At 24.8% G+C, this 22,552-nt stretch carries 28 protein-coding genes and 3 pseudogenes; 21 read left to right on the top strand and 10 right to left on the bottom strand.

Going from position 1 to position 22,552, the window contains the following annotated elements:
- Positions 1 to 375, top strand: a complete 375-nt coding sequence (locus AAHM78_RS12205; protein WP_342255002.1) for a transposase family protein — start codon at positions 1 to 3, stop codon at positions 373 to 375.
- Here the strand turns inward: AAHM78_RS12205 and AAHM78_RS12200 are convergent.
- Positions 367 to 600, bottom strand: a complete 234-nt coding sequence (locus AAHM78_RS12200) for a hypothetical protein (protein WP_342253356.1) — start codon at positions 598 to 600, stop codon at positions 367 to 369. The genes AAHM78_RS12205 and AAHM78_RS12200 overlap by 9 nt on opposite strands.
- A gap of 67 nt (positions 601 to 667) precedes the next feature.
- Here AAHM78_RS12200 and AAHM78_RS12195 point away from each other — a divergent pair, with 67 nt between their 5' ends.
- The 4 genes from AAHM78_RS12195 (at position 668) to AAHM78_RS12180 (ending at position 3,322) form a co-directional block, all read left to right on the top strand.
- Positions 668 to 1,537, top strand: coding sequence for an IS1/IS1595 family N-terminal zinc-binding domain-containing protein (locus AAHM78_RS12195; protein WP_342253355.1), 870 nt, complete (start codon positions 668 to 670; stop codon positions 1,535 to 1,537).
- Entirely contained in the window at positions 1,501 to 2,121 is a 621-nt protein-coding gene (locus AAHM78_RS12190; RefSeq protein ID WP_342253120.1) for an IS1595 family transposase, read from the top strand. Before AAHM78_RS12195 ends, AAHM78_RS12190 begins: the two co-directional genes overlap by 37 nt.
- 193 nt (positions 2,122 to 2,314) lie before the next feature.
- Positions 2,315 to 2,575 carry a hypothetical protein gene (locus AAHM78_RS12185; protein WP_342252970.1) on the top strand — a complete coding sequence of 87 codons (261 nt, stop codon included), beginning with the start codon at positions 2,315 to 2,317 and terminating at the stop codon, positions 2,573 to 2,575.
- Positions 2,576 to 3,187: 612 nt separating this feature from the next.
- On the top strand, positions 3,188 to 3,322 hold the full coding sequence (locus AAHM78_RS12180; protein WP_342253354.1) for a hypothetical protein: 135 nt from the start codon (positions 3,188 to 3,190) through the stop codon (positions 3,320 to 3,322).
- On the opposite strand, the gene AAHM78_RS12175 is transcribed toward AAHM78_RS12180, so the two are convergent.
- The gene (locus AAHM78_RS12175; RefSeq protein WP_342253353.1) at positions 3,288 to 3,665 is read right to left on the bottom strand and encodes a transposase; all 378 of its coding nucleotides are present in this window, start codon (positions 3,663 to 3,665) and stop codon (positions 3,288 to 3,290) included. The genes AAHM78_RS12180 and AAHM78_RS12175 overlap by 35 nt on opposite strands.
- A 152-nt stretch (positions 3,666 to 3,817) precedes the next feature.
- Between AAHM78_RS12175 and AAHM78_RS12170 the strand changes: the two genes are divergently transcribed.
- Positions 3,818 to 4,393 (top strand): IS1595 family transposase, encoded by a 576-nt coding sequence (locus AAHM78_RS12170; RefSeq protein WP_342253352.1) that lies wholly within the window; start codon positions 3,818 to 3,820, stop codon positions 4,391 to 4,393.
- 183 nt (positions 4,394 to 4,576) lie between these two features.
- Here the strand turns inward: AAHM78_RS12170 and AAHM78_RS12165 are convergent, their stop codons facing one another.
- The 3 genes from AAHM78_RS12165 to AAHM78_RS12155 all read right to left on the bottom strand — a co-directional run bounded on the left by AAHM78_RS12165 (position 4,577) and on the right by AAHM78_RS12155 (position 6,622).
- Positions 4,577 to 5,062 (bottom strand): hypothetical protein, encoded by a 486-nt coding sequence (locus AAHM78_RS12165; protein WP_342253351.1) that lies wholly within the window; start codon positions 5,060 to 5,062, stop codon positions 4,577 to 4,579.
- On the bottom strand, positions 5,002 to 5,469 hold the full coding sequence (locus AAHM78_RS12160) for a hypothetical protein (RefSeq protein ID WP_342253350.1): 468 nt from the start codon (positions 5,467 to 5,469) through the stop codon (positions 5,002 to 5,004). The genes AAHM78_RS12165 and AAHM78_RS12160 overlap by 61 nt, the downstream gene beginning before the upstream one ends.
- Before the next feature lie 676 nt (positions 5,470 to 6,145).
- Positions 6,146 to 6,622, bottom strand: coding sequence for a hypothetical protein (locus AAHM78_RS12155; RefSeq protein WP_342253349.1), 477 nt, complete (start codon positions 6,620 to 6,622; stop codon positions 6,146 to 6,148).
- Between the two features lie 293 nt (positions 6,623 to 6,915).
- Between AAHM78_RS12155 and AAHM78_RS12150 the strand changes: the two genes are divergently transcribed.
- From AAHM78_RS12150 to coaBC, 6 genes and pseudogenes are all read left to right on the top strand, one after another.
- The gene (locus AAHM78_RS12150; protein WP_342253348.1) at positions 6,916 to 7,308 is read left to right on the top strand and encodes a transposase family protein; all 393 of its coding nucleotides are present in this window, start codon (positions 6,916 to 6,918) and stop codon (positions 7,306 to 7,308) included.
- Between the two features lie 50 nt (positions 7,309 to 7,358).
- A pseudogene (locus AAHM78_RS12145) lies at positions 7,359 to 7,733 on the top strand (transposase family protein).
- Positions 7,734 to 7,908: 175 nt separating this feature from the next.
- Positions 7,909 to 8,199 (top strand): annotated as a pseudogene (rplU, locus tag AAHM78_RS17150) (50S ribosomal protein L21); the annotation flags it as partial.
- A gap of 334 nt (positions 8,200 to 8,533) precedes the next feature.
- Positions 8,534 to 8,845, top strand: a complete 312-nt coding sequence (locus AAHM78_RS12135; protein ID WP_342253346.1) for a ribosomal-processing cysteine protease Prp — start codon at positions 8,534 to 8,536, stop codon at positions 8,843 to 8,845.
- A 2-nt stretch (positions 8,846 to 8,847) separates the two neighbouring features.
- Entirely contained in the window at positions 8,848 to 9,135 is a 288-nt protein-coding gene (gene rpmA, locus AAHM78_RS12130) for a 50S ribosomal protein L27 (protein ID WP_342253345.1), read from the top strand.
- Between the two features lie 102 nt (positions 9,136 to 9,237).
- Entirely contained in the window at positions 9,238 to 10,410 is a 1,173-nt protein-coding gene (gene coaBC / locus AAHM78_RS12125; RefSeq protein WP_342253344.1) for a bifunctional phosphopantothenoylcysteine decarboxylase/phosphopantothenate--cysteine ligase CoaBC, read from the top strand.
- Positions 10,411 to 10,518: 108 nt separating this feature from the next.
- On the opposite strand, the gene AAHM78_RS12120 is transcribed toward coaBC, so the two are convergent.
- The 5 genes from AAHM78_RS12120 to AAHM78_RS12100 form a co-directional block, all read right to left on the bottom strand.
- Positions 10,519 to 11,745, bottom strand: a complete 1,227-nt coding sequence (locus AAHM78_RS12120) for an IS256 family transposase (RefSeq protein ID WP_342255174.1) — start codon at positions 11,743 to 11,745, stop codon at positions 10,519 to 10,521.
- 114 nt (positions 11,746 to 11,859) lie between these two features.
- Positions 11,860 to 12,051, bottom strand: coding sequence for a hypothetical protein (locus tag AAHM78_RS12115; protein ID WP_342253343.1), 192 nt, complete (start codon positions 12,049 to 12,051; stop codon positions 11,860 to 11,862).
- Positions 12,052 to 12,095: 44 nt separating this feature from the next.
- The gene (locus AAHM78_RS12110) at positions 12,096 to 12,917 is read right to left on the bottom strand and encodes an IS1595 family transposase (RefSeq protein ID WP_342252843.1); all 822 of its coding nucleotides are present in this window, start codon (positions 12,915 to 12,917) and stop codon (positions 12,096 to 12,098) included.
- Positions 12,918 to 12,977: 60 nt separating this feature from the next.
- Positions 12,978 to 13,370, bottom strand: a complete 393-nt coding sequence (locus AAHM78_RS12105; RefSeq protein WP_342253342.1) for a hypothetical protein — start codon at positions 13,368 to 13,370, stop codon at positions 12,978 to 12,980.
- A gap of 686 nt (positions 13,371 to 14,056) precedes the next feature.
- A complete protein-coding gene (locus tag AAHM78_RS12100) occupies positions 14,057 to 14,773 on the bottom strand; it encodes an IS1595 family transposase (RefSeq protein ID WP_342253341.1) in 717 nt (238 codons plus the stop codon).
- 617 nt (positions 14,774 to 15,390) lie between these two features.
- On the opposite strand from AAHM78_RS12100, the gene AAHM78_RS12095 reads away from it, so the two are divergent.
- The 9 genes and pseudogenes from AAHM78_RS12095 (at position 15,391) to AAHM78_RS12055 (ending at position 22,488) form a co-directional block, all read left to right on the top strand.
- Entirely contained in the window at positions 15,391 to 15,783 is a 393-nt protein-coding gene (locus tag AAHM78_RS12095) for a transposase family protein (protein ID WP_342253340.1), read from the top strand.
- 50 nt (positions 15,784 to 15,833) lie between these two features.
- Complete coding sequence (locus tag AAHM78_RS12090) at positions 15,834 to 16,208, top strand: transposase family protein (protein WP_342255173.1); 375 nt, start codon at positions 15,834 to 15,836, stop codon at positions 16,206 to 16,208.
- Between the two features lie 17 nt (positions 16,209 to 16,225).
- Positions 16,226 to 17,125: pseudogene (locus AAHM78_RS12085) on the top strand (IS30 family transposase); the annotation flags it as partial.
- A 69-nt stretch (positions 17,126 to 17,194) separates the two neighbouring features.
- The gene (gene obgE / locus AAHM78_RS12080) at positions 17,195 to 18,481 is read left to right on the top strand and encodes a GTPase ObgE (RefSeq protein ID WP_342253339.1); all 1,287 of its coding nucleotides are present in this window, start codon (positions 17,195 to 17,197) and stop codon (positions 18,479 to 18,481) included.
- A gap of 24 nt (positions 18,482 to 18,505) precedes the next feature.
- On the top strand, positions 18,506 to 19,597 hold the full coding sequence (locus AAHM78_RS12075) for a DNA recombination protein RmuC (RefSeq protein ID WP_342253338.1): 1,092 nt from the start codon (positions 18,506 to 18,508) through the stop codon (positions 19,595 to 19,597).
- A gap of 2 nt (positions 19,598 to 19,599) precedes the next feature.
- Positions 19,600 to 20,346 (top strand): NAD(+) synthase, encoded by a 747-nt coding sequence (gene nadE / locus AAHM78_RS12070; RefSeq protein ID WP_342253337.1) that lies wholly within the window; start codon positions 19,600 to 19,602, stop codon positions 20,344 to 20,346.
- A gap of 12 nt (positions 20,347 to 20,358) precedes the next feature.
- Positions 20,359 to 21,081 carry a YebC/PmpR family DNA-binding transcriptional regulator gene (locus AAHM78_RS12065; RefSeq protein WP_342253336.1) on the top strand — a complete coding sequence of 241 codons (723 nt, stop codon included), beginning with the start codon at positions 20,359 to 20,361 and terminating at the stop codon, positions 21,079 to 21,081.
- Positions 21,082 to 21,188: 107 nt separating this feature from the next.
- Complete coding sequence (gene ruvA, locus AAHM78_RS12060; RefSeq protein ID WP_342255171.1) at positions 21,189 to 21,710, top strand: Holliday junction branch migration protein RuvA; 522 nt, start codon at positions 21,189 to 21,191, stop codon at positions 21,708 to 21,710.
- A complete protein-coding gene (locus tag AAHM78_RS12055) occupies positions 21,700 to 22,488 on the top strand; it encodes an AAA family ATPase (protein ID WP_342253335.1) in 789 nt (262 codons plus the stop codon). Before ruvA ends, AAHM78_RS12055 begins: the two co-directional genes overlap by 11 nt.
- The last annotated feature ends 64 nt before the right edge of the window (positions 22,489 to 22,552 follow it).

Genomic DNA, 22,552 nt, shown 5'->3' with positions numbered 1-22,552 from the left:
ATTATTGATATTTCCAATGGAAAAATTATTTCAACTGCTTTTTGTTTTGGAAGCATTCATGATTTTAAATTGCTTCTAAAATCTAAAACTTTTATTCATCCAGAAAAACAAGTTTTTGTTGATTCAGGTTATCAAGGTATACAAAATATTCATAAAAATACATTTTTGCCATTTAAAAAAAGTAAATACAATCAATTAACACCAATTCAAAAAGAATACAATAAAAATTTAAGTAAAATTAGAATTAAAATTGAACACGTATTTGCTAAACTAAAACGTTTTAAAATTTTAAGTTTAAAATATCGCAATAAAATACGAAGATTTGCATTAAGATTTAATTTAATAGCAGGAATATATAATTTTGAATTACCTTAGTTTTGCACCAAGTCTAATATCTAATTCTCATACATTTGTAATTGTTCCAGCAAATAGTTTTTTATCAACTATTAATGATGAATATACTGAAGCATTTAATTCATATTTGTTTTTTACTTGACTAAAGCATAAATCAAGTTCATAAATATTATTATTATCAGTGGTAGCGTATATTTTGTTATTTAAATCTTCTATTGATAAAGAAAAAATTTTTTTAATTTTCACAAAAAATCTTGATATTACTTTTAATTTAAAATTAAAAGTAATATTTTTATATCAGGGGTGATTTTTTGTGACTAATAATGAATTAATTGATGTTTTAAAAAACAAAAAAGATGAAGAATTTATAAAAATTATTAGACATTTTAAAAATAGAATTAAACAAATTGAGAAAAAAGAAAAATTAGATGCAATTGATAAAAAATTTAAAGAAAAAGGAATTCAATGTCCAAATTGTAAATCTTATTGATGTGTAAAAAATGGTTTTAAGAATAATAAGCAAAAATATTTATGCAAAGATTGTAAAAGTAGCTTTGATGCTTTAAGAAATCATTTTTTACATTGAAGTCATTTATCTCATGAACAATGAGATTGAATAATTTGATTGTCATTGTTAGGTCAATCTGCTTATACTATTTCTCAATTTGCTAAAATTTCAAAAACATCAGCATGATTTAATCGTCAAAAATTTATGAAATCATCACAATTAGCCAAAACACAAAAACCATTCACAAAATTAAAAGGTAGAATTGAAATTGATGAAACTTTTATCAAAGAAATTCATAAAGGAAATTTCAAAAATCCAGATGATCCAAGAAAAAAATGAATTGAAGAAAATGCTAAAGATTTAAACTGTTGTATTGAAATGGCAATTGATGAAAATAAAAATACGGACTTCTCCCCACATGTACTTGTGGAGGAAACAATGAAATTGAATGAGTTCAACAATATATTTCAAACAGAAAAAGATTGTTTGAAATATATAGCAAGTTTGAAGGAAAACAAATGTATGAGGTGTTCTTGAACAAATTTGAATACTTCTGATTTAAGAAGAATAAGATGTTTGAAATGTCATCAAACATTTAGTATTCTTCATGACACCATTTTTACAAGTCACAAACACCTTTGACATCTTGGTTTTATCTCATCTTTGGATGAATAAACACCAAACATGGAATTCCATCAACTGATGTTGCAAAAGAATTGGGAGTAACTTTGAAAACTGCTTGAAGAATGGGTCATAAAATCCGAAGTGCAATTGCAAAACAAGAACCTCAATTCATTGTTGAGGGCATAGTGCAAATGGATGAAATGTATCTTTCACATATGGGTTTTAAAAAACAAGGAAGATCCTTAAAAAATAAAACTTTGATTGTTGGGATTTATGAAAAAACAACCAATAATTTAATTGTGAAAGTGTTGAAAAATGCAAATCAAAAAAATCTTTTGCAATTTGCAAGAAACCACATTTCTTCAAAGTGTGATGTACATACTGATTCTTGAAAAGGATATCGCCATTTTAAATCAGTTTTCACTAAGCATGAAACAGTTAACCATCAAGATGGTTATGTTTCAAAAACTGGTGTAAACATAAACCAGATTGAATCGGCATGAAAGCACATCAGACGAACATTTAAAACACATATCGAAGTTGAAAAACATCATGTTCATTTATACGCAAAAGAATCGGCATATAAATTCAACAATATACCTAGTTTTGAAACTGTAATGTTATGTTTGATTTAAAAATGTGGGGAGAAGTCCGTAGATAGGCTTTTCTCAGCATTTATGTGATAAAATTTAAAAATAGTACATAAAGGGAGAAAAGCCTAAAAATATTTATGCTCAAACAACAAATACTAAAAGATTAACAAAAAAATGAGTACAAGAAAATTTAACATCTAAGCTTATCGAAGAAAAATCAATTATAGTTTGTGATATGCAAATACTATATGATACAGTAGCTAAACAAACAAAATGTACTCTCAAGAAATTTAAATCAAAAGAAAATAAAGAATTAAATTATAAAAATTTAAGTAATATCAGTAAAATACAATCAAGTTTAAAAGAATTTATTACTCATTATCACGGCATTGGATTTACCAATATTCAAAATTACCTCAATTTATGAAAATTTAAATACCAACATTATAAAATATCACCTTATGCAAAATCTGAAGCATTATATTTCAGTTTGTAAAAAAAATAAATCCCAAAATTAAATAAAATCAAATTTTAGGCCAGGTTGATGATTTTTTTTATTTCATCAAGAGTTTTTTTGAAAATTAAAAAAAATTTTACCATCTTTCAAATTAATTTTTTCTGTTATTTCATTTTTGATTAAATCGTACTGATAAATTTTGTCTTCTGTTGCTAATATTAATTCAGTATCAGATAGTGCTTTAATATCAAAAATAATATTACTTTTATTTTTAAAATCATATTTTAATTTATGGGTTTTAGTTTCTAAATCAATTTCTCATAATTTTCCTTCACTAGTGCCAGCATATATTTTATTTTCTGTAATTTTAACTAGGGTATTTACATCACCTCAATCGTCAAAACGATATTTTTTAGTATTACCAGCATTAATATCTAATTCATAAACATTACCAATAGCAGGAACAACATATAACTTATCTTTTGAACCTTCAATTAAAGTTTTAGAATCATACTTATCACCAAATCCAGTGAATTTCTTTTCTGCAGTTTCAGTTTCTAAATCAATTTCTCAAACTGTATTTGTTATTGTACCAGCATATACTTTACCATTTGATGCTTTAATTAAACTATTTATACGTTCTTCATTTAATTGATATTTATTGAGGCTTTTCTCCCTTTATGTACTATTTTTAAATTTTATCACATAAATGCTGAGAAAAGCCTATCTACGGACTTTTCTCCCCACATTTTTAAATCAAACATAACATTACAGTTTCAAAACTAGGTATATTGTTGAATTTATATGCCGATTCTTTTGCGTATAAATGAACATGATGTTTTTCAACTTTGATATGTGTTTTAAATGTTCGTCTGATGTGCTTTCATGCCAATTCAATCTGGTTTATGTTTACACCAGTTTTTGAAACATAACCATCTTGATGGTTAACTGTTTCATGCTTAGTGAAAACTGATTTAAAATGGCGATATCCTTTTCAAGAATCAGTATGTACATCACACTTTGAAGAAATGTGGTTTCTTGCAAATTGCAAAAGATTTTTTTGATTTGCATTTTTCAACACTTTCACAATTAAATTATTGGTTGTTTTTTCATAAATCCCAACAATCAAAGTTTTATTTGGAAATTATCCCCGCATGTACTAGTGTGGAGGAAAAAATGAATTGAAATGAATTCAATAGCATATTTCAAACTGAAAACGATTGTTTGAAATATATAGCGAAGTTGAAAATAATGAAATGCATCAGGTGTGCTTCTTCTAGTTTGAATACTTCTGATTTGAGAAGAATACGATGTTTGAACTGTAAACAAACATTTAGTATTCTTTATGGAACCATTTTTTATAAGTCACAGACCCAAATGACATCTTGGTTTTATCTCATCTTTAGATGAATAAACACAAAGCATGGCATACCAGCAACCGATGTTGCAAGGGAATTGGGTGTGACCTATAAAACAGCTTGAAGAATGTGTCATGAAATCAGGACTAGAATTGGAAATCAAGATGCAGGTTTCATTGTTGATGGCACAGCACAGATGGATGAAATGTATCTTTCACATTTAGGTTTTAAAAAACAAGGAAGATCCTTGTTGAATAAAACTTTGATTGTTGGAGTTTATGAGAAAACCAGCAACAAACTAATTGTGAAGGTGCTGAAAAATGCAGATGAAAAAAACCTTTTAAGATTTGCGTTGAAACACATTTTTACTGAGTGCTGTCTATTTACGGATTCTTGGAAGGGATATGTAAGTTTCAAAAACTTCTATCCCAAACATGAAATCGTAAATCATGAAGTTGGGTATGTGTCACCAACAGGTGTAAACACAAACCAGATTTAATCAGCGTGAAAGCACATACGACGAACTTTCCGAACACACATAAGAGTTTCAAAGCACAATATTCATTTATATGCAAAAGAATCAGCATATAAATTCAATAACATACCTAGTTTTGAAACTGTAATTTTGTGTTTGATTTAAATACATGCGGGGATAATTTCCTAGGTAGGCTTTTATCTCCATTTATGTGATAAAATTTAAAAATAGTACATAAAGGGATAAAAGCCTTTTATTTTTTAAGGATCTTCCTTGTTTTTTAAAACCCATATGTGAAAGATACATTTCATCCATTTGCACTATGCCCTCAACAATGAATTGAGGTTCTTGTTTTGCAATTGCACTTCGGATTTTATGACCCATTCTTCAAGCAGTTTTCAAAGTTACTCCCAATTCTTTTGCAACATCAGTTGATGGAATTCCATGTTTGGTTTTTATTCATCTAAAGATGAGATAAAACCAAGATGTCAAAGGTGTTTGTGACTTGTAAAAAATGGTGTCATGAAGAATACTAAATGTTTGATGACATTTCAAACATCTTATTCTTCTTAAATCAGAAGTATTCAAATTTGTTCAAGAACACCTCATACATTTGTTTTCCTTCAAACTTGCTATATATTTCAAACAATCTTTTTCTGTTTGAAATATATTGTTGAACTCATTCAATTTCATTGTTTCCTCCACAAGTACATGTGGGGAGAAGTCCGTTTATTGATTTTTGTATTATTAGTAAAATCAATCTCTCAAATATTTCCGTTCTCTGTTGCAGCAAATATTATACTATTTGAGATTTGAAGAAATTTATTTATTTTTCCATCATTTAATTCATATTTATTAGAAATTTGACCTTCACCTATGATAATTGTTAGATTAGTAGTTAAATTTTTAAATGAATCATAATTATAATTAATTTTTGCATCAATAGAACCACTAACTGTGAAGTCTTCATCTTTTAAATCAATTTCTTTATTATTAGTAATTTTGTTTAATGAAAATAAATTATTTTTAAAAGAATTTTTAATTTCAGAAATTAATGAATTTTTAATAAATTCAGCATTAATTGAATCCTTTAATTCCATTACTGAACTTTGAAAATTAACTTTTTTTGTATATTTTGTTTCACTACTAGCATCAACAATTTGTTTATCTGAATATTTTACACTGATTTTTAAATCAACAAATTGATTTTTAATTTTTCCATAATTATAATTAATTTTTGCATTAATAAGTCCTATTTTTTTAAAATCATTATTATTAATTTCTTCATTTTTTTCATTTATAATTTTATTTAATGAAAATAAATCATTATTAAATTTTTTTTGATTAATTTCATCTAATGAATTTTTAATAAATTCTGAACTAATGTTTGTTTTTAATTCATCTATAGTACTATTAATTATAATATTATCAAGTGAATAATTAGTTTTATTAATTGCATTTACTATTTTTTGATCATTATTTTTTTTGTTTTTCTTTTATTGCACATGATGCAATACTTAAAGACATTGGTAATACAACAGTTAATGCACCAACTGTTGCTAGCATTTTTTTGTAACTTAATTTTATTTTAATTTTTCACTACTCCAAAGTGTTATTATATTTCCTTTCTGTTTTAATTTCAATACTTAAAAAGGAATGAGTTAAATTGAATATCAATTATATTTTCATTCCTAAATAATTTTTTAATGTTTTAATTTACTATTGATTAGTTTACATTAGTTTTAATTTATATTGATTTGTTGAAGATTTTTTTTGTTAATTTAGTGAATTTGCTTCTTTTTTTATTGAAGAAAAATCTTGAATCTTATTTACTTTTTTCTTGATTTTATATCCTTGTTTCAATATTTGATATTCGGGTCTAGATTTTACATAATTACTACCTTTATCAACAATATATTTGCCACCTTTAGCAATTATAATACCACCAGCAGTTGCTTCTAATGTATTCATTAATGATGCTTCTGGATTTAATATTGCATTTAATACACCAGCACCAGCACCACAAATTAATGATGTTCCAACTTTGGTTTTATTTTTATCTTTATGTTTTATGGATTTTTTAATTTGATAACCTGTTATTCCTCCGGCTACAGCACCAATTGCAATGTCGGTAACAGGTAGTGGATTTGTTCATGAAAGACCATCAATTGCTCCTAATCCAGCACCTAATCCAGCACCAATCAATGGTAAATAATCAATTGTTTCATTAACGATATTTTTATCTTTAGCCATTTCTTTTAATCTTCCTTTCTAAAAATAAAAAAACTCATTTACTTTTTAACAAGTAATGAGTTAAAAACTTATATTAAGTTTAGAAAAATAATATCATAATTTTAATAATAATTTTCAAAAAATATTAATTACATAATTTAGTGTAGATATAATTATAGTTATATTAAATATTAAGTATTAAAGATATATTTTTTTATTTTTCTTTTTTTAGTAATTTTTATATTAGACTTGGTGCAAAACCTTTAATTTTAACAATTTAACGATTATTATTAATATTAAAGTTGATAGTTATTATGTTGAAAAAATATAAAGATGATCAAGAATTTTATAGTTTAGTCGGCATAAAGCCACAAACATTTTATAAAATGCTTGAAATTTTAAAAATTGCTGAGTCTAAACAAAAATATTATGGTGGTAGAAAAAATAAAATTGTAATTGAAGAGCGTTTATTAATGACTTTAGAATATTGAAAAGACTATAGTAGTTATAGAGTTATTGCAAAAAGATATAATATTAGTCATACTAGTTGCATTCGTAATATTTTTTGAATTGAAAATATTTTAATAAAAAGTGGAATTTTTAATTTACCTGGAAAAAAAGATTTAACAAAAAATAAAGATACTAATAATAATTTGTTAGCTATTGATGGTACTGAAACTCCAATTGAAAGAATTAAAAAAAACTAAAATTACTTTTTTCAGGTAAAAAGAAACATCATTCTCTCAAATCCCAAATAATTATTGATATTTCCAATGGAAAAATTATTTCAACTGCTTTTTGTTTTGGAAGCATTCATGATTTTAAATTGCTTCTAAAATCTAAAACTTTTATTCATCCAGAAAAACAAGTTTTTGTTGATTCAGGTTATCAAGGTATATAAAATATTCATAAAAATACATTTTTGCCATTTAAAAAAAGTAAATACAATCAATTAACACCAATTCAAAAAGAATACAATAAAACTTTAAGTAAAATTAGAATTAAAATTGAACACGTATTTGCTAAACTAAAACGTTTTAAAATTTTAAGTTTAAAATATCGCAATAAAATACGAAGATTTGCATTAAGATTTAATTTAATAGCAGGAATATATAATTTTGAATTACCTTAGTTTTGCACCAAGTCTATTTAAATTATGTGTATAATTACTAAATTTTGTATTGCTTTTAATAAAAAATGCTTTATAATATTTAAGACTGTTTATGCAGTTTCAACCGCTCTACTTTAGGTTAACAAGTGATTTATTCCACCTATAACACGAGTCTAAACTGGAGGTAATAAGAAAAATGTTTGTAGTTATTAAAACAGGAGGAAAACAAATTAATGTTTCCTATGGTCAAGAAATTTTTGTTGAAAAACTTGTTGGTAAAGCTAAATATAAGATTATTTTTGACAAAATATTGATGATTGATCAACAATTCGGTAAACCTTTCCTAAAAGGTGCTGAAGTTCATGGTGAGATTATTAAACAAGATAAATCAAAAAAGATTCGAGTGTTTAAATATAAACCTAAGAAAAATTCAAAAACCATGTATGGACACCGTCAGCCATATACAAAGGTATTAATTACTGATATTTTACTTTCTGGTAAAAGTCTTGTTGATAAGAAGGCAGAACAATCAAAACCAGTAATTAAAGATGAAGTAAAAAAAGAAGTAATTTCTAAAGTAGTAACTCCTATTATTAAAGAGCCAAAATCAGTAGTTAGTAAAGTAAAAAAAGAACTTACAAAAGAAAAAGTTGTTAAAACTAAATCAGTTGTTAAGGATAATATTACAGAACCAGATAACACTAAAACTGTTGTTAGTGAAGGTAATTTAAAAACTATTTTTGATCATAAAAATATGACTGTTAAAGTTGTTAAAGAAGATGATGAAAATAATAAAAAATAATTTAAGGTAATATCAAATTATGGTTAAAGTTACTTATAATTACCAAAATAGTAACATTGTAGAAGTTATAATTACTGGTCATGCTAATTTTTCAAAAATTGGAAATGATATTGTTTGTGCAGGGATTTCAGCCATTGTTATTGGTACATTAAATGCACTTCATGAACTTGATAATGATCAAGTTCAAGTAATTAATAATACTGCTGGATTAGTTAAACTTAAAGTTGCTAGTTTCACTAATAATTGTCAAATCATTTTAAAAACAATGCTTTGACAATTAAAAACTATTAAAGAACAATATCCAAAATATATTAACATAAAGGAGGTGTAATTATGTTTTATAAATTAAATTTACAATTATTTGCTTCAAAAAAAGGAGTGGGTTCAACTCGTAATGGTCGTGATTCACATTCTAAACGTTTAGGTGCTAAAATTGGTGATGGACAAAGTTTAAAAGAGGGAACAATTATTTATCGTCAACGTGGAACTAAAATTAACCCTGGTGAAAATGTAGGGCGTGGTGATGATGATACCTTATTTGCTTTAAAATCAGGAATTGTTAAGTATACTATTTTTAAAAAAAATAAAACACGAGTTTCAGTTATACTTGATAAAAAGTAAAAATAAATTTTTAATAATAAAAACCTATTTTCAATGCTATCATATTTTGAAGATAGGTTTTGTTGGTTTATTTTATGTTTAATGATATGATAGGAGAAAATAATGAAACATATTACTTTAATAATTACTGGTAGTATTGCAGCAAACAAAGCCTTAATTTTATTAAAACAATTAAAAAAAGAATTTTTAGTTGATATTATTTGTACTAAAAGTTCTTTACATTTTCTAGAAGATAAAACATTTTCTTATTATTCTGAAATGTTTGAACAAGAATCGTATGTTAAAGGAGATTTAATTACTCACACTAATTTAGCAATTAAAACAAATTTAATTGTTGTTTATCCTGCTACTATGAGTTTTATTAGTAAAGCAAATTTAGCAATTGCTGATAGTTTAGCATTATCAGTATTTTTAGCTTCCAAAGCAGAAAAGATATTATTTCCAGCAATGAATCATAATATGTATCACAATCAAAGTTTTCAAAAAAATTTATTAGAATTATCTAATTTTGAAAATATTACTATTATTCCTCCAGATTCAGGAATGTTAGCCTGTAAGATGATTGGTGATGGACGGGTTAAAAGTCCAAATAATGCATTAACAATAATTAAAGATTTTTTTAAAAAAAGTATTGATTTATCTAATAAAAAAATTTTAATTAATATTGGTCGTACTAGAACTTATATTGATCCAATTCGTTATATTACTAATAATTCTTCAGGAAAAATGGGTAAAGAATTAGTAGATGCTTTTCTTAAAACTAAGGCTAAAGTAGTATTAGTTGCAGGTGATTGTGATTTTGAAATTAAATCACAAAAAAACCTAACTATTATTGAAGCAAATACTAATGAAAAAATGTTCTTAGCAATGAAAGAAAACTTTGATAATGCTGATATTGTAATATGTGGTGCTGCTTTAAATGATTATAAAGTAAGTAAATATACTCCTAATAAAATAATTAAAAATAAAAATAAAAATTTATCTTTATCACTGATTGCTAATATTGATGTATTGGAATTTTTAGGTAAGCAGAAAACACAACAAGTTTTAATTGGTTTTGCTGCTCAAGAATTTAATGATAAAAATCTTGGTATCGAAAAAATGAAAATTAAAAATTGTGATGGTATTTGTATTAATAATATTAGTGTTATGGGTAAAAATGAAACAGAAATTAATTTTTATTTTAAAAATAATAATTATAATTTGATTGGTTCAAAAGTGGAAGTTGCTAAACAGATAGTTGATATTATAAGTAAGAATATTTTAAATTATTAATATAATAAAAATAGAATTTATTGCTTTAATATTTTTTCCTAACAATAGATTATTTTAAAAAAAATTAGAGGCTTTTATGTAATCTGTGTATCTTTGTTTTACAAGGTACTAGTTTAGATTAATTCTGTCTTCAAATTTTATCATAAAATGAGCAATTGCTGTATTTCAATTTTGAATAGGCATTGTTCATTTTTTTGTTATATTTTCAATTGCTAAGTAAAATATTTTGAAAACTGCCATATCGTTAGGAAAAACTTTTTGATTTCTAATAACTTTTCGTAATTGACTATTAACAGATTCAATAGCATTTGTAGTATAAATTACTCTTTTAATTTCTGGTGGATAACTAATAAAAACCATTAAATTATCTCAATTTTTATATCAAGATTTAGTAATTTGAGGATATTGTTTATTTCATTTATTTTCAAACGATTCTAAAGCTTGCATTGCTTGTTCTTCACTACATGCACTATAAATTGGTTTTAAATCTGTAACTAGAGATTTTCGATGTTTGTATGAAACATATTTTAAAATATTTCTAATTTGATGAACTATGCATAATTGATGTTCGGTTTTAGGATAAACTGATTGTATTGCTTCTGACATGCCTGTTAAATTATCACTACAAGCAATAAGAATATCATTTAAGCCTCGATTTTTCATTTCTGTAAAATTAGATAATCAAAATTTAAAACCTTCATTTTCACTAATTCATAAACCTAAAACATCTTTTTTACCTTCTAAATCAACTCCTAGTGCTATATAAACTGATTTGTTAATAATCCGTTTATCTTGTCGTACTTTAACTACTATACAATCAAAATAAACAATCGGATAAATACTTTCTAATGGCCGATTTTGCCATGCTTTGACATCATCAGTAATTTGACTAATAACACTTTCACTAATATTTGCACCATGATATAACTCTTGCAACCGCATTCTAATGTCAGATAATGTCATACCTTTTGCATATAGTGAAAGAACTTGTTGATCAAAACCATCAAATCTTCTTTGTCTTTTTGGAACTATTACAGGAGTAAAATTACTATTACGATCTCGTGGTACATCAATTTCAATTTTACCTTCTTGAGTTATTAATTTTTTTGAAGTTATGCCATTACGAGCATTTTCACTATTAATATGTTGATTTTTTTCATATCCTAAATAATTTTGCATTTCAGAATTCAACATTTTTTCCACTAATCTTTTTGTTAATTCTTTATATAAACCTCCTTCTTTAAAAACTGTTGTTAAATCTTCAGTATTTTCTAGTAATAAATCTACTGCTTGTGATATTGGATCATTATTATTAATGTTTTGTTTTTTAACCATTTGTAACTCACTCTTTCTAGTCATTTAATTATATTTACTAGAATTAATTAAACATAGTTATTTTTGTAAGTTACACAGATTACTAAACATTACCGTTATATATTTAAGTGTTTTTTAATTTAAAGGTACACATTCAAGTACAAAGTCTCTAATTTTTTTATTAATATCCTTAGTGTTTTTTAATTCTTTTTCTAGTTTTTCTACAGTGTTTTTACAATCTTGTATTATTTTTTTTAGTTCTTCAATGTTTTCTTTTGAATATTTTAAGGCTTTTCTCCCTTTATGTACTATTTTTAATTTTATCACATAAATGCTGAGAAAAGCCTATCTACGGACTTCTCCCCACATTTTTAAATCAAACATAACATTACAGTTTCAAAACTAGGTATGTTATTGAATTTATATGCTGATTCTTTTGCATATAAATGAACATGATGTTTTTCAACTTTGATATGTGTTTTAAATGTTCGTCTGATGTGCTTTCATGCCGATTCAATCTGGTTTATGTTTACACCAGTTTTTGAAACATAGCCATCTTGATGGTTAACTGTTTCATGCTTAGTGAAAACTGATTTAAAATGGCGATATCCTTTTCAAGAATCAGTATGTACATCACACTTTGAAGAAATGTGGTTTCTTGCAAATTGCAAAAGATTTTTTTGATTTGCATTTTTCAACACTTTCACAATTAAATTATTGGTTGTTTTTTCATAAATCCCAACAATCAAAGTTTTATTTTTTAAGGATCTTCCTTGTTTTTTAAAACCCATATGTGAAAGATACATTTCATCCATTTGCACTATGCCCTCAACAATGAATTGAGGTTCTTGTTTTGCAATTGCACTTCGGATTTTATGACCCATTCTTCAAGCAGTTTTCAAAGTTACTCCCAATTCTTTTGCAACATCAGTTGATGGAATTCCATGTTTGGTGTTTATTCATCTAAAGATGAGATAAAACCAAGATGTCAAAGGTGTTTGTGACTTGTAAAAAATGGTGTCATGAAGAATACTAAATGTTTGATGACATTTCAAACATCTTATTCTTCTTAAATCAGAAGTATTCAAATTTGTTCAAGAACACCTCATACATTTGTTTTCCTTCAAACTTGCTATATATTTCAAACAATCTTTTTCTGTTTGAAATATATTGTTGAACTCATTCAATTTCATTTTTTCCTCCACACTAGTACATGTGGGGAGAAGTCCGTATTTTAATTGTTTTTCTAATTTTTATTTATCATATTGAGATTGTTTTAGTTCTTTTTCTAATTTTTGGTTTTTATTTATATAATCTTTTAATTCTTTTTCTAATTGTGTTTTACTTTCTGTATTTTCTTGTATTATTTTTTGTAAATATCTAATATTTTTTTCTGCTTCTTTTAATTGTTGTTCTAATTTTTCTTTAATACCTTTAGATTCTCTTAATTCTGCTGCTTGTTTTGCTATAGTATATCTAGATTTTCTTAATTCTTCTTCTAAATTTTCATTATTATTTTTATAATCTTTTAGTTCTTCTTCTAGTTTTTCTTTATCCTTTTCTGCTTCTTTTAATTTTGTTTCCGGTTTTATATTATTATCTTGAATTTCTTTTAGTTCTTCTTCTAGTTTTTCTTTATTATCCATGTAATCTTGGATTATTTCTTGTAAATGTTCAATACTTTCTGTTGCTTCTTTTAAGTTTGTTTCTAATTTTGTATTTTTATCTTGAATTTCTTTTAGTTCTTCTTCTAATCTTTCTTTACTATTTCTAGAATTTTTAAGTTCTGTTTCTAATTTTTATTTATTGTCTTGAAATTGTTTTAATTGTGCTTCTAATTCTTTTTTATTGTTTTTTGAATCATTTAATTCTGCTTCTAATTTTGTATTATTATCTTGAATTTTTTTTAATTCTTCTTTTAGTTCTTTAACTTTATATTCAAAATTTTTGTTTTCTTTTACTGATTTTGTATAAAGATTGCTTATTTCATCTAATTTATTACATGTTTATTGTAATTTTTTATTTAATTTCTGAATTTTTTTATCACATTTATTGCTAGTGGTAATACCTCATCAACTATCAACATCAGATTTTTTTACTATATTTTTATCTTTATCATTTATCATTTTTAAAGTACCCCTTTTTTAAATATAAATATTTATTTTTAATAATTGAGATTTATTAAAATATTTTTAATTAAATTTTCATTTATTTTTTTCTTATAAATTAAAAAAATAATAAATATAGGCTTTTATCCCTTTATGTACTATTTTTAAATTTTATCACATAAATGGAGATAAAAGCCTACCTAGGAAATTATCCCCGCATGTATTTAAATCAAACACAAAATTACAGTTTCAAAACTAGGTATGTTATTGAATTTATATGCTGATTCTTTTGCATATAAATGAATATTGTGCTTTGAAACTCTTATGTGTGTTCGGAAAGTTTGTCGGATGTGCTTTCATGCTGATTCAATCTGGTTTGTGTTTACACCTGTTGGTGACACATACCCAACTTCATGATTTACGATTTCATGTTTGGGATAGAAGTTTTTGAAACTTACATATCCCTTCCAAGAATCCGTAAATAGACAGCACTTAGTAAAAATGTGTTTCAATGCAAATCTTAAAAGGTTTTTTTCATCTGCATTTTTCAGCACCTTCACAATTAGTTTGTTGCTGGTTTTCTCATAAACTCCAACAATCAAAGTTTTATTCAACAAGGATCTTCCTTGTTTTTTAAAACCTAAATGCGAAAGATACATTTCATCCATCTGTGCTGTGCCATCAACAATGAAACCTGCATCTTGATTTCCAATTCTAGTCCTGATTTCATGACACATTCTTCAAGCTTTTTTATAGGTCACATCCAATTCCCTTGCAACATCGGTTGCTGGTATGCCATGCTTTGTGTTTATTCATCTAAAGATGAGATAAAACCAAGATGTCATTTGGATCTGTGACTTATAAAAAATGGTTCCATAAAGAATACTAAATGTTTGGTTACAGTTCAAACATCGTATTCTTCTCAAATCAGAAGCATTCAAACTAGAAGAAGCACACCTGATGCATTTCATTATTTTCAACTTCGCTATATATTTCAAACAATCGTTTTCAGTTTGAAATATGCTGTTGAATTCATTTCAATTCATTTTTTCCTCCACACTAGTACATGCGGGGATAATTTCCTAAATATATTTAAATTAATATTATTAATGTTTTAATTTAAATAAAAGTAGTTGACTAATAAGTCAGTAATAAATTTTATTTTTTTAAATTACTTTAAATAAATCTCAAATAAAGTTTATAATTAAAAAAATCAATATACAATATATTTTTTCAAAGATAAAATTAAATAAAAAAACTATTGATTTGATTTTAAGCAAATTAATAAAAACACCTATAAGTTTTATTTTAATATATAATTTTTCATATATGAAAATAACTTAAATGATATTTAACATCTTTAATTGTAAAATTAAAAAGGACACTTATATAAAAATTAAATTGTGTTAGTTCTATAATTAAGAAAAGAAAGGAATTAGCGCAATGTATAAGTATCTGAGTATTGAATCAATAATAGCAATAAAACAATAGACTTGGTGCAAAACCTTTAATTTTAAAAATTTAACAATGATTATTAATATTAAAGGTGATAGTTATTATGTTGAAAAAATATAAAGATGATCAAGAATTTTATAGTTTAGTCGGCATAAAGCCACAAACATTTTATAAAATGCTTGAAATTTTAAAAATTGCTGAGTCTAAACAAAAATATTATGGTGGTAGAAAAAATAAAATTTTAATTGAAGAGCGTTTATTAATGACTTTAGAATATTGAAAAGACTATAGTAGTTATAGAGTTATTGCAAAAAGATATAATATTAGTCATACTAGTTGCATTCGTAATATTTTTTGAATTGAAAATATTTTAATAAAAAGCGGAATTTTTAATTTACCTGGAAAAAAAGATTTAACAAAAAATAAAGGTACTAATAATAATTTGTTAGCTATTGATGCTACTGAAACTCCAATTGAAAGAATTAAAAAAAACTAAAATTACTTTTTTCAGGTAAAAAGAAACATCATTCTCTCAAATCCCAAATAATTATTGATATTTCCAATGGAAAAATTATTTCAACTGCTTTTTGTTTTGGAAGCATTCATGATTTTAAATTGCTTCTAAAATCTAAAACTTTTATCCATCCAGAAAAACAAGTTTTTGTTGATTCAGGTTATCAAGGTATACAAAATATTTATGAAAATACATTTTTGCCATTTAAAAAAAGTAAATACAATCAATTAACACCAATTCAAAAAGAATACAATAAAACTTTAAGTAAAATTAGAATTAAAATTGAACACGTATTGGCTAAACTAAAACGTTTTAAAATTTTAAGTTTAAAATATCGCAATAAAATACGAAGATTTGCATGAAGATTTAATTTAATAGCAGGAATATATAATTTTGAATTAACTTAGTTTTGCACCAAGTCTAATATAAAAATTATGGATTTTCGATTCGTAAAATAGCAAAAATTGTTGATTATAGTAAATCAACTGTACATAGAGTTTGTAGATTATTAAATAAAAACTTATTGCCATTAGAAATATTGAATCAATTTCAAAAAAATAAACAAAATGCAGGCAGAAAATTAATAATTTTAACTTTAACAGAAATTAATAGTATTAATCATTTGTTAATTACTAAAAAGTATGCTCTTGATATAATTGCTAACTTTTTAAAGGAAAATAAAATAAAAAGTATTTCAACAAAAACTTTATATAAAATGTTTAAAAAAAATCGAATGGGTTTTGATGAAAATAACTTATTGAGAAAAGGCAAAAATAAATCTCACAAACAAAAAGAAACTAGGGGCAAAATTAATAATTGTAAGTCTATTCATGAAAGAAATTTAATCATTCCTAATATTAAAAATATACAAGAATTTGGTCATTTAGCAGGTGATACTATCATTGGCAAAGATCATAAAAGTTCTATTATTACTTTGGCTGATATATGATCAAAAACCACAATTCCTTTAGTAACTAAAAATCATAAATCAGAAAATATTACGAAAAGTATAATAAAATTTATTTCAAAGTTACAAAATGGAACAGTTAAAACCATTACTTTTGATCGTGGTAAAGAATTTAGTAAATGAAGATTAATCGAAAAAATTTGTAATGTCAAAATTTATTTTGCAGCTCCTGGTAAACCTTGCCAAAGGGGTTTAAATGAAAAGAATAATGGTATTTTAAGAAGATATTTACCAAAATCTACAGATCTATCTTCATATAAACAAAAAGATTTAAATTTTATAGCATTTCAAATTAATTCTACACCCAGAAAATCGCTCTCTTATAAAAGACCAATAGATTTAATACAATTATTTTAAAAAACTGTCCCATTTATATTTACAACTCAGGTAATAAGAATTATTATTAATATAAAAAAGGAGTAAGAAATGCGTTTTATAGATGTAACAAAATTAAAAGTTACTGCCGGCAAAGGCGGTGATGGTGTTGTTGCTTTTCGTCGTGAACTTTATGTAGCCAAAGGTGGTCCATCTGGTGGAGATGGAGGAAGAGGCGGTAATATTATCTTTATTGGTGATTCAGGTATGAATACTCTATTAGACTTACGTAAAAATAAAGAGATAACTGCTGAAGATGGTAAAAATGGTGCACCCAAAAATATGCATGGACGTAAAGGAACCAATACTTATGTAAAAGTTCCATTAGGTACTATTATTAGAGATAACAAAACTCAAAATATTCTTGGTGATATTATTAAAGATAAACAAGAAATAATAATTGCTGCCGGTGGTCTTGGTGGACGAGGAAATGCTCGTTTTGCTTCGGCAATAAATCGAGTACCTAAAATATGTGAAAAAGGAATGCCTGGACAACATTTTGAAATAATTTGTGAGTTGAAATTATTGTCCAATGCCGGATTAGTTGGGTTGCCTAACGCCGGTAAATCAACATTATTAGGAGCTATTTCTGCTTCAACTCCAACAGTTGCTGATTATCCTTTTACTACTCTTAATCCACATTTAGGTGTTGTTAGAGTTGATAAAAATAATAATTTTGTTATGGCGGATTTGCCTGGATTAATAGCAGGAGCTAGTTTAGGAAAAGGACTGGGTTTACAGTTTTTGAGTCATATTGAACGTTGTCAAGTTTTAGTACATATGATTGATATTAGTGATAAGACTCAAGATCATTTTTTAAATTATCAATTAATTATGAGTGAATTAGAAAGTTATAATAAAGATTTGACAAAAAAACCGCATTTAATTGTTGCAAATAAAATTGATTTACCAGATGCACAAACTAATTTAGAGAAATTAAAAGAACAAATTAAATTACCAATAATTGCAATTTCTTCTATGAAACATATTAGTTTGGATATATTAATTAAAGATATTGCTAAAGCCGTTGAAAAAGAACAACTGCACCAAGTTAATAATAATGAAAATAATGAAGAACATATTCTTTATGAATATATTAATAAAGAAGAAGTTCCACAAGTTATTATTACTAAATTTGCAAATAATCAATGAACTATTTCTGGTAAAACCGTTGAAGTAATATATCAAAAAAATCCTTTAAATAATTATCATAATATTTTATTATTTAAAATTAAATTACAAGATTTAGGAATTTATGATGAATTAAGAAAGAAAGGAATAAAAAAAGGTGATCATGTTAAGATTTTTAATTATGATATGATTTGAGAAGAAGAATAAAAAAAGGGCAAAGGAAAATAGGAAATGGAAATAGTAATTAGTTTATTGGTAGTTATTTTAATTATTAGTAGTATTGGTGGCTTAATAATTTATATGCAAATTAAAAAAAGTCAGAATGTTACTAGTGACCCAATTGCACAAGACTTTTTAAAAATGCAAGTAGAAACTTTAAAAGAACAATTAAATGATTTTAAAACATCATGAAATGGTTCGGATCGTGATAAAACCGAAAAATTAATTAATTTAATGAGTAATATTGATAATTTTCAAAAAAATTTAGATAAAAAAGAAGATGATTATAAACGCAATGCTGATGTCATTCAAAGACAAGTAGTAGATGTTATTAAAGATTTAGCAAAGTTACAAGAATCATCAACTGTTTTAGGAAAAATTAATGATAATATTCAAAGTTTACAAGAAGTTTTTATTAATACTAAAAAACGTGGTAATGTTGGTGAATTTGTTTTAGAAAAAATTTTGACTAATATGTTGGGTTCAAATCAAAAATTATGAGAACGACAATATAAAACAATTGATGGCAAAGTTGTTGATGCCTATGTAAAAACAGATTCTGAAAAAGAAGGAATTGCTATTGATTCAAAGTTTTCAATTGATAACTATCAAAGGTATTTAGTAAGTGAAGATATTAAAGTTAAAGAAAATTATTTAAAAGATTTTCGTAATGATATTCGTAAACGAATTGATGAAGTTGGAAAATATATTAATATTAAAAATAAGATTTCTAGCGCAGTAATGTTTATTCCTTCTGAAGAAATATTTGCTTTTATTTACGCACAATTTGCTGATGATATTGTTGAATATGCTTTTAAGAAACGTGTTTGAATTACCTCTCCTACTACTTTATCTGCTGTTTTATTTACAGTTGATAAAAATCGTAAAGATATTGATTTTAATAAAAATTTAGAAAAAATGGCAAAAAAATTACGTTTATTCAAAGATGATTTTGATCGTTGGGTTGATAGATGAGAAAAAGTTAAGGCTGGTTTTGATACAACTAATAAAGCCATTGAAACTTTAGATAAAACCCATAATAAAATTGCTGGACATTATAACAATATTTTTGACATGTCTGAAGAAATAAAAGAGAGTGAATAATTATGAATTTAGAACAATATTTAGATGAAATTATTAAATTTTTACAAAGTGAAGTAAAAAAAGCAAATGCCAAAGGTTTAATTGTTGGTTTAAGTGGTGGTGTTGACTCAGCAGTAGTAGCATTATTGATTAAAAAAGCTTTTCCTAATGATCATTTAGCATTAATTATGCCTTGTTTTTCACCAGATATTGATTTAGAATATGCAAATAATTTAGTTAATATTCATAAATTAAATGCCAAAGTAGTTAATTTAAATAATGTTTTTTTAAGTTTTAAAAAAACATTAGAAACTGAAATTAATATAGAAAAATCAAAATTAATTTTAGGCAATTTAAAAGCTAGATTAAGAATGAATGCTCTTTATGCATATGCACAAAATCATAATTATTTAGTTGTAGGAACAGATAATAGTGATGAATGACACATTGGTTATTTTACTAAATATGGTGATGGTGGTGTTGATTTATTACCAATTATTCATTTGTTAAAAAAAGATGTTTTTGCTGCAGCAAAGATATTAAAAGTTAGTGAAGAGATCATTATTCGTAAGCCAACTGCTGGTTTATGAGATGGACAAACTGATGAAATGGAAATGCAATTTAAGTATGAACAATTAGATCAATATTTACTAGGAAATAAATCATTAATACCATCATCAGTAATTAATAAAATTGAATTTATGCATCAGAATAGTGCACACAAAAGAATACCTGCACCGCAAGCTCCGAAATGAACAAGAAAAAAATAAAGGAATGAGAATATGGCTGGACATTCACAATATGCAAATATTAAACATCGTAAAGATGCCCAAGATAACAAACGTGGTAAAATTTTTCAAAAATTATCAAGAGAAATTTATGTTGCTGTTAAATTAGGTGGTGCAAATGTTGAAAATAATCCGCGATTGAAATTAATGTTAGAAAAAGCACGACGTATAAATATGCCAAAGGATAATATTAATCGTGCTATTAATAAAGCTAGTAATAAAAATGAAACAACTAATTATGAAGCAGTCACTTATGAAGGATATGGACCAAGTAATATTGCCATAATTATTCATTGTTTAACTGATAATAAAAATAGAACTGCAAGTAATATTCGAAGTTATTTTAATAAATTGGGTGGTCATTTAGCTGCTACTAATTCTGTTCAATATTTATTTCAAACAACGGGGGTAATTCAATTTTCAAGTTTATTATCAGTTGAAGAAATTTTGGAGTTAATAATTGATTTTGAAATTTTTAATATTAAAAAAAAAGAAGATATCATTGATATTGAAGTTAATCCTAAACAGTTAAATGCTGTAACTAATTTATTAGAAAAAAATAATATTGATGATTTTATTACTAACGAAATTGTTAATATTCCCCATGAATTGATTACCATTACTGATCAACAACAAATTAAATTAATTGATATATTGTTAGAAACAATTGAAAATGATGATGATGTGCTTTCAATTGAACATAATTTTAAAAAATAAAAAGGTTTATTTTTATTTTTCATCTAATTAATAGTAAGAATAGAAAAGGAGGAATAAGTGATGGATGAATATTTTTAGGTATTATTAAATAATTTTATGAAAATAAAATTATTTTTGAATGTAATGATCATGGATATATTATTGAAGGTGTTAATTTACAAACATTACCATTAAATATTAAAGTGAAAATTTATGTTTATTTTCATCAAAAACCAACTTATGAACAATTTTTTGGGTTTGTATCAAAAGCAATAAAAACCTTTTTTATTCACTTACTTAATATTAGTAATATTGGACCAAAAACTTCTTTAAGATTATTAAATCAACTATCACTTGATAGTATTAAGTTGGCTATAAGCAAACAAGATTATAAGATATTGCAACAGTGTAAAGGTATAACTCATAAAATTGCTAATAATATTATTAATTATTTTAGTAATCATATTAAAGTAGTAAGTAATTTAACAACTAGTCAAAATGAAAAATCAGATTTAGTATTTGATACATTATTAAAATTAGGTTTTAGTTCAATAGTAATTAATAATTTTTTATTAAGAAATATTAATTGAGATTTGGAAGTTGAAGAAATTATTGCATTAGCTATTAAGGAAATAAAATATGGGTATTAGTAGTTTTAATAATTTTGTTGGACAAAATAATGTTATTGAACGTATTCTAATTTTAATCAAAGGTAGTAAAATTCAAAATATTGCTTTAAGTCATATTTTATTAATTGGTCCTCCTGGTATTGGAAAAACAACTATTGCACGATTAATAGCAGAAGAATTGCAAGTAAATTTTCACAGTTTAGAAGGAACAAGCATTAATAAAACTAGCGATATTATTAGTATTTTAGCAAATATCAAACAATCTGATATAGTTTTTATTGATGAAATTCATGTTGTTAACTATGAAATATTAGAAGTATTATATTCTGCATTAGAAGGTAATTTTATTAATATTATGATTGGTAAAGATTATAATAATAAAATTGTTAAAATTAATTTACCCTCTTTTACATTTATTGGTGCTACTAATAAAGTAGGAATCTTAACTAAAGCGTTGATAAGTCGTATTCCTAATATTTTACAATTATCTGATTATAATTATCAGGATATTAAAAGTATTATTTCACAAGTTTCTTTAAGTTTAAATTGAAAATTAGAAAATAATATAATAAATATTATTGCTAATCATTGTCGTAATATTCCGCGACTCATTATTAACATCATTAAACAATTGTATAATTATTGTGTTGTTATGAATGTAGATTTAAATGAAACTAATATTTTGCAAATTTTATTTTTTTTGCAAATTTATCCTTTAGGTTTAAATAGTTTACAATTGGCATATTTAGCATTGTTTAATAATAGACTTGGTGCAAAACCTTTAATTTTAACAATTTAACGATTATTATTAATATTAAAGGTGATAGTTATTATGTTGAAAAAACCTGAGTTGTAAATATAAA

The organism is Spiroplasma endosymbiont of Zeiraphera isertana (genome assembly GCF_964030805.1).
Taxonomy (GTDB): domain Bacteria; phylum Bacillota_I; class Bacilli_A; order Mycoplasmatales; family VBWQ01; genus Spiroplasma_E.
The sequence above is the reverse complement of the archived record's forward strand: the minus strand, read 5'-3'. Positions and strand labels throughout refer to the sequence as shown.